A 6,714-nucleotide genomic window follows, 5' to 3' on the forward strand; every position below is an offset into this window, starting at 1 on the left:
AGCTCTTCGGCCTGCGAGCGCTGGGTAGTCCCCAGGTAGGCCCTGCGATCCCCGTCTGCCGAACTTGGCTCTAATGGATCAAGAGCGGCGCGCAAGCGCGCCGCTGGCCGCTCGGCCTGCCGCTCCGCTCCGGCCGGCGGCCGGGTGAACACTGTGTACTCCGGCTGGAACACCTACGACCTCGCCGACGATCTAGTCGGCATGTGGCGAATCTTGCTCACAGCGATCGGAACCGCTCTGTCCCTTGGGGGCGCCGGATGCGCGCTCGCTGCCTTCCTCTCGACGCAACGTGAACACGGCACCGAGCCCGTCTGGCCGGCCGTGACGAAGGCTTTGAACGCCATCCGTGTCCGGGTTCGGAGGATGTTTGGACGAGCCCGTGACGTGACAATAACTGACACCGCACCAGGCATAGCCCGCGCTGGAATGACTGTCGATGCCGTAGCCATCGTAGGGCCACCTCCTGGGGAAATGTCGATCGAAAACCGTCTCCATTGGCTAGAACGAAGGCTCGACTCCGCCGAGCGCCAAGCGGATGAGGACCGCAAGAAGCACGCTGAACGCACAACCGCCCTCCAACAGTCCCTGGGCGGCACGCGCCGCGACCTCTCTGAGATGGACCAGAGGCACCGCGAACTGACCAAATCGATCGCGGTAGGGACCGTACGGCTCCAGATCAACGGACTCTTGCTCGTCGCCCTAGGCACAGTGCTTCTCGCGGTGCCAGGGCTTTTCCCAGCCTGACCCCGCAAGAGCCTAGAAAAGGCCTCCGGCGGCCGGGGCTCTGCCCCGAACCCCGACACCGCTTCAGAGATCAGGGGAAGTGCGGTTCCGGAGATCTCCTCGCGGCGCGCCCCAAGGACAGCCAGACCGGGTGGCACCGGACAAGGGCGCTTCGCGGCCTCCGGCAGACCCTTGTCCGGCACCACCCGGCCTGGCAGGGATGAACCCGCGCCGCGAGGAGATCACCTCAGCCCGGCGCGTGGCTGCTGGGCTCAACCCGACCCCGCGATGTTCGTCAGCTTCGAAACTACGAAGCAGCCGGATAGCGCGGACGCCAACCAGGCATGTCGAGTTTGCATCCTAAGCTTCACATTGATCACCTTGCCCTTCGTTGACCGCGTCGCAGCTGCGAGACCAGCGGAAATCAGAATGCCGACAGTGATCATGCTCAAGCTGGCGTGGCAGAACAGGGACCCGTCGGGAATCGAGTTCAACCCAGCAACCCGCTGCCAAGTCCGAGCGATCAGACTGACAACGACATCGACACCTTAGCTCAAGGCCGCAGCCTCAACGCGGCGCCGCCCTTGCGCCAGCAATATCCCAACGACATGCCCCGGTCAACTACGGTCAATAACGGTACCTCAGGAACACCTAAAACAGCAGGTCAGAGGCACTTTCCAGGCGCTTGGGTACGGTTCCCAAGCTGAGAATCGCCCGTTACTCGGGTAGCAGGGTGAACGCCTTGACGTGGCGCGGCCGAACGACCGTGAAGTGCCGCAGGTCCAGCGTCGCGACTTCGTCCACGTCCAGCCGCTCAGCGAGGGCGATCACGGCGGCATCGCTCGTACCGAGAGGAAGATCCGCGTACTGCTCGACCAGTTCGGCCATGCGGTCGTAGTCGTCGCTCGTCAGCTCCGTGGGGACGAACGAGCCGTCAGCGAGCGAGCGCAGGAACCCCGCCTCGGTCTTGGCGTTGCCGTAGCGGCCGAGGAGGTAACCGACCTCAGCGATGATGGGGGACGGGACGATCAAGGGGCGGTTGGCGAGGTGAAGGCCCGTGAAGAGCTCGACGCAGCGGTGATAGTCAGGATCGCGGCGGATCGTGGCAGCTACCAGCGGGCCGGTGTCACAGATGACCACGAGTTACCGGCCGAACCCCTCGCTCAACAGTTCCTCGGCACGCGCGCCGATCGATGTGCTGTCGCCTTCTACGCTCCCGAAGAAGGCCGGCGGCCACGTCCGCTCGCGCACCGGGTGAAGGTGCCTGCGCACGTCGGCGAGCGCCTGCGGGACCTGCTCCTCGGGCAGCTCGTCCACCAGGCGTTTCAGCTCGTCACGCTCGGGGCTACTCATGTAGAGCAGTCTACAGTTACGGTGCTGCGGCACCCCGCAATTGCGGCTACTACGCGAACCTCGTAGCCAAGATCATCACCACATGTTACCCATACAAAACGTCGGAAAACGGCCTGAAATCGTGATCGACAACCAGGTATGTTCGCGCAGGTCATGGGCACTTTCCGGTAGTGCTGGAAAACGTCGCGAACCACGGATTCCGAACAGAAGGTTAGGGGTTCGAATCCCTTCGGGCGCACGTCTGGTTGAGACAGCAAGACCGAGAAACCCCCTGGTGACAGGGGGTTTCTCGCTGTCCGAGAGGGCAAGCCACATGTGCAAGACCAAGGTCCGCTTCCAGGGCATCCAACATATGTCCAACCCGCCCGGACTGTCCGTCGGCCTGGTCACGCTGCAGGTGCTTCTCCGTCGTCTCGCTTCTTCAACGCCTTGAGTCGCCGGGCGTCCAGGATGCTGGGGACCTCGTGCAGCCGGTCCGGGAACAGGTGCCTGGCACCGAACACAAACAGCCGCTCGCGCCGGTATCTGCACCCAGCACACCGGCCACTGAGGCACTGTCCCTAGCGCGCCGTACCGCATTCGTGCAACACGAGACCGGCAACGCAGGGCAAAGGACCATGATCGACAGGAAGTCCAACTAACGTCAGGACCTACCTCGTGGCCCGGTGCTGGTCAATGCGTGTCTGAATAAGGTCAAGGGGTCGCTATCGCTGTCCAAATCACGGACCAGCTATCAGTTCACTTCCGCCGCGGCCGCCGATGCCGCCAACGGGTCCCCCGCGGTGAAGCGGTGGCCGGATCGCTGACCCCGACGGTGAGGGCGGTGGCGAACAGGCTCCATGCAAGGTACGGGGTGAGCAGGCCGGCGGTGATCGGGTCACGACGGGCGGCGACGATCTCCGCGGCGATCGCGCCGTCGAGCGCCGCGATGACCGCAAGCGAGAGCGTGCGGTTTCGCGCGGCGAAGAACGCCGTGGGCCAGGCGGCGTTCAGCGCGAGTTGCCCGGTGTGCAGGCCCAGTGCCGCCCGCCCCGCCTGCCCGGTCCACAGCCGCCACCCGGCGACGCCGATGACGGTGTACAGCGCGGTCCAGACTGGCCCGAACACCCCCGCCGGCGGCGCCCAGCGCGGCTTGTCCAGCCGCTTGTATACGTCCGGTGCCTGGGTCGAGGCGAGCGAGCCGAGCGTGGCCGCAACCAGTGCTGAGCCCGCGGCGAAGACCAGTCCGCTCGCGGATCGCTGCATAGTTCGAAGGCTACCGCGACCTCGGTGCTCGGGCAGTGCGGCGAGAGCCGCGTCAAGGTCCACGCCGCAAAGCGGGCCCTGCCCGACCGCGTCCCGCGCTCCCACGCTTTACCCTCGCCAATCGATGGCAAGTTCGATGGCGGGCATCGACAGCCAATGGCTGCTGTCCCGCCCTAAAGCGGGTGTCGCAGGTTCGAATTCTGCCGGGCGCCAAGCGTGACCAAACGGCCCGACGGTTGGCCGCGTAGAGAGACAGGTCGACATCGCCGAGAATGGCGCGGTCGCGCTGGGCGGCACACTGCACAACTGAACCGGCTGCCAACGCCATCGGAACGAGCAGCTCTGGACGCTCTGCTCACGGCTGACTTTCCCGGTGTGGTGGAGCTCCGGGCACAAGCGCAGAGCGTGCGGGTTACAGGCCGCTGCGAGTGTGGGTGTCCGAGCATCAACCTGAGCGTGGATCCGGCGGTTGCCGTGGCCGAGGTGAAGAGTCGGGTGCCCATCGAGGCTGACGTGTTGGAGGCACCTGCCGGCGGTCTGGTGGTGTTCGTCGACGACGGCCGCCTGCCATGTCTCGAGTACTGGGCGGCGGAGGGGATCCCTACCCAGTTCCCTTCCCCGCATCAGATCCGGCTTGCCGAGAAATAGCCAAGAATCGATGGCAAATAACGAGCGCTGGCAGTCGTCGGCAGTGGGAAGGCCGAGAACATCGACGCAGGTGAGCAGGAATTGACGACCAACGACAAGCGTCGACGATCACGGAAACGACATCAGAAGGTGAGGGTTCAATCCCTTCGGCGCACGTCTGGTTGGGGCAGCGGTACAGAAATCCACTGGTGACAGCGGGTTTTCTGCTGTCTAGGGTGGATCTTGTCCGGTGTGCGTTCGTGATCGACGCCAGACGACGTTCCACTCGTTCTCCGTGCGGCCGCGGGCCAGGGCGAATGCCGCTACTACGACGGAGTGACTCGGCCGGTCTTGTGGCACAGCCAGATCGGGTGGCCGGGCTGCGATTCGGTGCGCTTATCGTCGCAGTGTGGCCCGCAGGTTTTCGATGGCGGTTTGCGCCTCCGCGAGCTGGTCCGCTTCCTCCCAGAGGTCGCGCCATGCGGAGTCGCCGGCAATAACTCGGTCCAGGGCCCGCAAGGCGAGTTCGTCGATGCCTGGAGGCAGCTCGACGGCGCCTTCAACCGACAGGAACGTCGGCGCGTACACCGAATCGAATGCCCGGCCGCCCGAGCGCACCTGCGCCACCACCGCGGCCGCCGCTATACCGGCGGATCCGGCCGGTGCTTCCAGGTAATCCACGCAGCCGGCGACTTCCTCGAGCGCGCTCGTGACCAGTTCCGCTCGCTTGGCGGCATCAGCGTCGTCCAGCTCGCTCGCCCAGTCAGCGGCGTCGTCATTCTCGAAAGGTCTGATACCCCAAGCGCCCATCATTGACTCCCGTCCCGGGTAGGTCCACAACTCTTCGCCACGACCTGTCGCCGCTCACGTCCTCCTGGACATCTCGGGCAAGGCGTCAGGCGGATTCTGGCAGTTTGTCGAAGATGTGGTTCATCGAGTTCGGGTCGAAGATCTTGTGGGACTCGGCGATTTCCAGCCACTCGTCTTCGGCGATTTGTAGCATCCACAAGGCGTCCAGCTCGAAGTCGCCGGGCGCTTCGGGTAGGTGGGGCCACTCCTGCTTGATGTCTTCGATGTCCAGACCATTGTTCCCGACGAACGAGTCCAGGTAGGAGCGGGCTGCCTCGTCGAGCATGAGGAGGTCAGCCAGGGTGTCCGGGATCGGAGGGCGTCCGCTGGTGAGCCGGTTGCACAGGTCGATACAGGTCTGTGCCAGCCGCACGAAAAACTCTGGTGGTTGTGCCGCAAGGGATCCCGGGAAGCCCACCGCGGGACCCTCGACGCCCCACATCAGGTCCTCGGCGCGTTCGACCAGAATCGACGCTGCTTCCGCGAGCGACTGGTGAATCGCCGCGGCCCAGCGTGGGCCGATCGACAGGAACGTGCAGGCGCACGGCTCCTCGTCGTCGGATTCGGCCGTTACGCAGCTGCACGAACCACCGGGGCCGCATTGGTTGACGCTCGTATCTTCGCCGCGTGCCTTGGCGTGGGCAGGGCAGCCGGTACACGTGTCACACCCACCGGCAGGGCAGCCCGTGGTCGGGAACAGCTCTGCCCACGGGATATCGGGATCAGGCTCCGGCACCGACGGCACGGTGAGCGGCGTGATGAACAGCGTCGCGAGCTCAAAACGTGCGTCGTCGACATTGACCCGCTGGTCTCGCGCCTGCGCGAGGCTGGCACGAGCGCTCGCCGGCAACGCCGCCCACAGGCCGGAAACCTGCTCGTGTCCTCGTTCGGCGGCGTTCAGGATATTGCACAGGGCGACCGCCTCGTGTGGCCAGTCCACTGTGGTCACGGCATCGATCTCATGACCTCGGCCCTTGTCCACGATCGCCATGATGCGTGACTTCGTCGTCGTGTGCTGAGGCACGAAGGCCAATACTTCGCGAGACATAGAGGTGTCCTTTGGGCGCGCACCAGCCACTGACTGGGCGAAAAGTTCAACAGGGGGTGCGCTGGTTGTCCCGGGGCTACCAAAGACTCCGCTTCGCTGGTTGGACGATAGCACGGAATGTGAGGTGGTGCTACTGGGTCACGAACTGTCGCGTGTGGACGGACGTCAGCGCGCGACGGCGTGCCCGGCGTTGGCCCGCCAGCGGCAGGCGATCCGTCGCGCGCCGGTGACATTCATGCGCCAGCGGGCGAGAGGGACGCTGACGCGGAAGTGGTTTGCCACCGACTGGTCCGACCAGCCCTTGAACGCCGCGATCCTGGCGGCGTCGGCGGGAATCATCAGTTCCCCTGAGAGTTCGGTGGCCTCCGCTTCGATCTCGCTGACCGCCGAACGGCAGCCGTGCTCGTCGGCGAGCGTCATTTCGAATGGGTGCTCGAGCAGGACGTGCGCCATCTCGTGCGCCACCGTCGCGCGGCGGCGTTTCGGGTGGTGCACATGGTTTTCGAGGATGACCGTGCCGCTGGGATCCAGCGGTATCAGCGCCCCGGAGAACACGTGCGGCCGCAGCTCGGTCAGGTACCGCACCGACTCCGCGGGCAGTCCCGGCTGCGTGAGATCGACGACCTTGATGCCGTAGAGCTTGGCGAGCGCATACGGGTCCAGCGGGGCGAACACCGCCGTGCCCAGCTCTTGCCGTACCTCCAGAGCGAGCTCTTTGGCTTCCTTTTTGAAACCGCGCCTGAGCTTGAGTTTTAACGTTCGGGGCCATGACGGGGCACCCGGATGATCATGGATGAGGCCCTTGGTTGATCATGCTTCTTGCTTAGGGAAGACGATCACACCAAGGGTCTCAATTGATCAGTGTGCAC

At 64.9% G+C, this 6,714-nt stretch carries 7 protein-coding genes; 1 reads left to right on the top strand and 6 read right to left on the bottom strand.

Annotation, left to right across the window (positions count from 1 at the left end; translation table 11 throughout):
- Nucleotides 1-1,440: 1,440 nt before the first annotated feature.
- The 3 genes from GKO32_RS33385 to GKO32_RS33395 form a co-directional block, all read right to left on the bottom strand.
- On the bottom strand, nucleotides 1,441-1,863 hold the full coding sequence (locus GKO32_RS33385; protein ID WP_312869005.1) for a type II toxin-antitoxin system VapC family toxin: 423 nt from the start codon (nucleotides 1,861-1,863) through the stop codon (nucleotides 1,441-1,443).
- Between the two features lie 3 nt (nucleotides 1,864-1,866).
- Nucleotides 1,867-2,076 carry a hypothetical protein gene (locus tag GKO32_RS33390; protein ID WP_154760901.1) on the bottom strand — a complete coding sequence of 70 codons (210 nt, stop codon included), beginning with the start codon at nucleotides 2,074-2,076 and terminating at the stop codon, nucleotides 1,867-1,869.
- 738 nt (nucleotides 2,077-2,814) lie between these two features.
- Nucleotides 2,815-3,321: a TspO/MBR family protein gene (locus GKO32_RS33395; RefSeq protein WP_154760902.1), complete on the bottom strand. Its 507-nt coding sequence runs from the start codon at nucleotides 3,319-3,321 to the stop codon at nucleotides 2,815-2,817.
- Nucleotides 3,322-3,816: 495 nt separating this feature from the next.
- Here GKO32_RS33395 and GKO32_RS39515 point away from each other — a divergent pair, with 495 nt between their 5' ends.
- Nucleotides 3,817-3,969 carry a hypothetical protein gene (locus tag GKO32_RS39515; RefSeq protein WP_246245107.1) on the top strand — a complete coding sequence of 51 codons (153 nt, stop codon included), beginning with the start codon at nucleotides 3,817-3,819 and terminating at the stop codon, nucleotides 3,967-3,969.
- Between the two features lie 375 nt (nucleotides 3,970-4,344).
- On the opposite strand, the gene GKO32_RS33405 is transcribed toward GKO32_RS39515, so the two are convergent.
- From GKO32_RS33405 to GKO32_RS33415, 3 genes are all read right to left on the bottom strand, one after another.
- Nucleotides 4,345-4,788, bottom strand: coding sequence for a DUF4259 domain-containing protein (locus tag GKO32_RS33405; RefSeq protein WP_154760903.1), 444 nt, complete (start codon nucleotides 4,786-4,788; stop codon nucleotides 4,345-4,347).
- A gap of 55 nt (nucleotides 4,789-4,843) precedes the next feature.
- On the bottom strand, nucleotides 4,844-5,845 hold the full coding sequence (locus tag GKO32_RS33410; protein WP_154760904.1) for a hypothetical protein: 1,002 nt from the start codon (nucleotides 5,843-5,845) through the stop codon (nucleotides 4,844-4,846).
- 165 nt (nucleotides 5,846-6,010) lie between these two features.
- Nucleotides 6,011-6,640 (bottom strand): ImmA/IrrE family metallo-endopeptidase, encoded by a 630-nt coding sequence (locus GKO32_RS33415; protein WP_312869006.1) that lies wholly within the window; start codon nucleotides 6,638-6,640, stop codon nucleotides 6,011-6,013.
- Nucleotides 6,641-6,714 lie beyond the last annotated feature (74 nt).

The organism is Amycolatopsis pithecellobii, from assembly GCF_009707865.1.
GTDB lineage: Bacteria > Actinomycetota > Actinomycetes > Mycobacteriales > Pseudonocardiaceae > Amycolatopsis_E > Amycolatopsis_E pithecellobii.